At 74.8% G+C, this 3,379-nt stretch carries 2 protein-coding genes and 1 pseudogene; all 3 read left to right on the top strand.

The features are described from left to right. A pseudogene (locus AC1MIR_RS13610) lies at window positions 1-206 on the top strand (hypothetical protein); the annotation flags it as partial. Then, complete coding sequence (locus AC1MIR_RS13605) at window positions 203-2,425, top strand: hypothetical protein (protein ID WP_480028684.1); 2,223 nt, start codon at window positions 203-205, stop codon at window positions 2,423-2,425. The pseudogene AC1MIR_RS13610 and the gene AC1MIR_RS13605, both read left to right, overlap by 4 nt. 37 nt (window positions 2,426-2,462) lie before the next feature. Further along, window positions 2,463-3,379, top strand: a 917-nt coding sequence (locus tag AC1MIR_RS13600; RefSeq protein ID WP_480028683.1) for an NAD-dependent epimerase/dehydratase family protein, incomplete at its 3' end; no start/stop codon positions are given.

Here is a 3,379-nt window from a genome sequence, read left to right as displayed (position 1 = left end):
GGCCGGCGGCGCGGCCCGCCCGGGGGGGGGGGGGTGGGCGCCCCGCCCCACGCCGGGCGACGATCGCCGCAGCGATACGGCGATTGCTCGCCGCGCCGCCCGACCGGGCGGCGACACGTGCCTATGCGGAGCGTTTCGGTTGGGAGGAGACCACCATGGGCCAGCTCAACCTGTTCCGGCGCCTCCTCGCGGGCAGCGCGGCATGACCCGGCGGTCCGGTTTCGGGCGGCGCGACCTTGCGCTGCTGTTCGGCCTGGCGCTGCCCGGCTGCGCCGGCGGGGCGACGGAAGCGCAGGCGCAGCAGGGGAACCGCCGCCAGCCGCAGCGCAACGCCGACCGGGTGGTGGTGCGGCTGCCGCAGATGCCCTGCCCGGATCGCGCGGGCGACATCGCCGGGCTCGTCCTGGAAGGGAGCGGCGCGCCGGCCGGCACCGTCACGGTGTTCGGCCATGCCTTCCGCCCCGGCGACCTGCCGCGCGGCGCCGGCCTCGCGGCGCGGCTTGCCGGCGACGGCCGCGCCTTGCCGGTGCAGATCGACGTCTCGCGCCGGCATCCCGACGGTTCGGCGCGCTTCGGCGTGGTGGCGCTCGCGGCGCCGGCGCTTCCGGCCGGGCAGCGTGCCGGCGTGGTCCTGTCGCGCCGCGACGGACCCGCGCCGGCCGCCGCCCCGCTCGACTTCGCCACCGCCCTGCAAGGGCGGGAGATCACCATCGAGCTGACGCCGACCGGGGGCGGGGCGCCCTGGCGTGCCGATCTCGGCGCGCGGCTCCGCGCCGGCCAGCCCAGCGCGCCCGGGCAATCCGGGCCGCGCGCGACGCAGGCGCGGCTGATGCTGCCGGCGCCGCGCGGCGCCGTCCGTTCGCTGCGCTGCGTCGCCGATGTCGCGGTGCGCGGCGACGGCACCGTGTGGGTGGACCTCTGGCTGCGCAACGACATCGCGATGCAGCGCGGCGGCGACGACGTCGCCTATGCGATGCGCCTCTCGGTGGACGGGCGGGCGGCCCTCGCCGCGGATGTGCCGCGCCATTGGCAGTATGGCGCCTGGGGGCGGCTGGTCGGCGCGGCGCGCGGCGGGGCCACGGCGCCGCCGCCGCCGCGGGTGATCCACGATGCGCGTTATCTCGCGGCCGCGGGCGCGATCATGCCCTACGACCTCTCGGTCGGCGTGGGCGAGCGCGTGTTCGAGGACATCGAGCGGGCGACGTCGCGATCCGACTGGGACGCGCCGCTCGACCCGCGCGGGCTGCAGACCAGCATGGGCGCCCCTGGCGCGCGGCCGGATCTCGGCCAGACCACCAACTGGATCGCCGCCTGGGTCACCTCGGGCGATGCGCGGGCGGAGGCCTTCGCGGTCGGCCAGGCGGAAGCCTCCGGCGGCATCCCGTGGCATTTCTGGGACCCGACCGGCGGCGCCGACGGCAAGGGCGGCTGGATGGACGTGAAGCGCTGGCCGCGCTTCTGGTGGGATCAGCGCGGCGGACAGCCACCCTACACGCTGGTGCGGCCGGTGCCGATCACCGTCTGGCAGCGCGGCGCGACCCCCTCGCACCAGCCCGCGCTGAACTTCGTGCCCTATCTGCTGACCGGGCGCCGGCCGTTCCTGGACAACCTGCTGGCGCAGGGGGCCTGGAACGTCGTCACCGTCTGGCCTGCCGCACGGCGCTCCGACGGGCCGGAGAACGACATGCTGGTGATGAAGAACCGGCAGACGCGCAGCGCCGCCTGGACGATGCGCCAGCTGACGGAGGCCAGCTGGATCGCGCCGGAGGACGATCCCAACCGCGCCTATCTCGAGGAAGTGACGACGCTGAACTGGAAATGGGTGCGCGACCAGCTTCCCGAATGGACCCGCGTGCAGGGCGGGGTGCATGGCTGGCTGGGGCAGCGCAACCTGGGCTACGCGCTGAACCTGTCGCCGTGGCAGCATGACTACTTCGCCTCGACCGCGGCCATGGCGGCCCTGCGCGGGCAGGAGGACGCGCGCGCCGTCCTCGACTGGATGCGCAACTTCCTCGTCGGGCGCTTCTTCGCGACGGACCAGGGCTTCCCCCGCAACGACGGCGTCGCCTACCAGATCGCCATCATGGCGGAACCTCGGCCGTCGAATGACGAGCCGCCCAAGACCCCGTTCCACACCTGGCGCGAGGTGGCGGAGACGACGCGCGAGCGAGGCTTGTCCAATGGCGATGGCTGGAAGCGCAGCAACGGCGAGTATCCGCGCCTCGGCATGCTCTCCCTCGCGCTGATCGGCCATGTGTTCAACGATCCGCGGGCGAAGGAGGCGTGGGAGTGGCTGGCCGCCTCCAACATGCCCTACACGCGGCTGACCGTCTTCCAGCGCTTCCCCTATCACACCGTCGCGCCGCCCGGCCTCGCGCGCGTGCCGGAGCAGGCGCCGCGCTGCGCCCCCTCGGCACGGCGCTAGCCGCGCTTCCCGCAACCAGGACCGGAGTTCCCCCCTCTTGGCTCTCTACCTCGTCACCGGCGGCTGCGGCTTCATCGGATCGCATCTCTGCGCGGCGCTCGCGGCGCGGGGCGATGCGGTGCGCGTGCTGGACGATCTCTCCACCGGCTCGCTCGACAACCTGCTGCCCGGCGCGGAGCTGTTGCGCGGCGATGTCGCGGACGCCGCGCTGGTGCGCGACGCGATGGCGGGCGTGGCCGGCTGCTTCCACCTGGCCGCCATCGCCTCGGTGGAGCGCGGCGTGCAGGACTGGCTCGGCACGCACCGGGCCAACCTGACGGGCACCATCGCCGTGCTGGACGCGGCGCGGGAGCGGCGCGTGCCGGTGGTCTATGCCTCCTCCGCCGCCGTCTATGGCGAGCAGGCGGTGCTGCCGATCGCCGAGGACGCGCCGAAGCGGCCGCTCTCGGCCTATGGCGCGGACAAGCTGGGCTGCGAGCAGCATGCGCTGGTTGCAGGCCATGTGCATGGCGTGCCGACCCTCGGCCTGCGTTTCTTCAACGTGTTCGGCCCCCGGCAGGACCCGCGCTCGCCCTATTCCGGCGTGATCTCGATCTTCTGCGACCGGCTCTCGCGCAACGAGCCGGTGACGGTGTTCGGCGATGGCGGGCAGACCCGCGACTTCGTCTTCGTCGCCGATGTCGTCGCCGCGCTGCTCGCGGGGCTCGACGCGGCCTCGACGGAGGCGCCGGTGCTGAATGTCTGCACCGGGCGCGCGACCTCGGTGGTGGAGCTCGCGCACGCCATCGCCGGCGCCTGTGGCCACGCGGCTGAGATCCGCCACGCGGCGCCGCGCGCCGGCGAGATCCGCCACTCGCTCGGCGACCCGGCACGCGCGCGGGCGCTGCTCGGCCTCGGCGAGCCGGTCGGGCTGCGGCCGGGGCTGGAGGCGGTGGTCGCCTGGCTGCGGCGCGG

It is taken from the genome of Falsiroseomonas sp. RANM36, from assembly GCF_056682175.1.
This window is presented reverse-complemented; position numbering and strand designations above follow the sequence as displayed.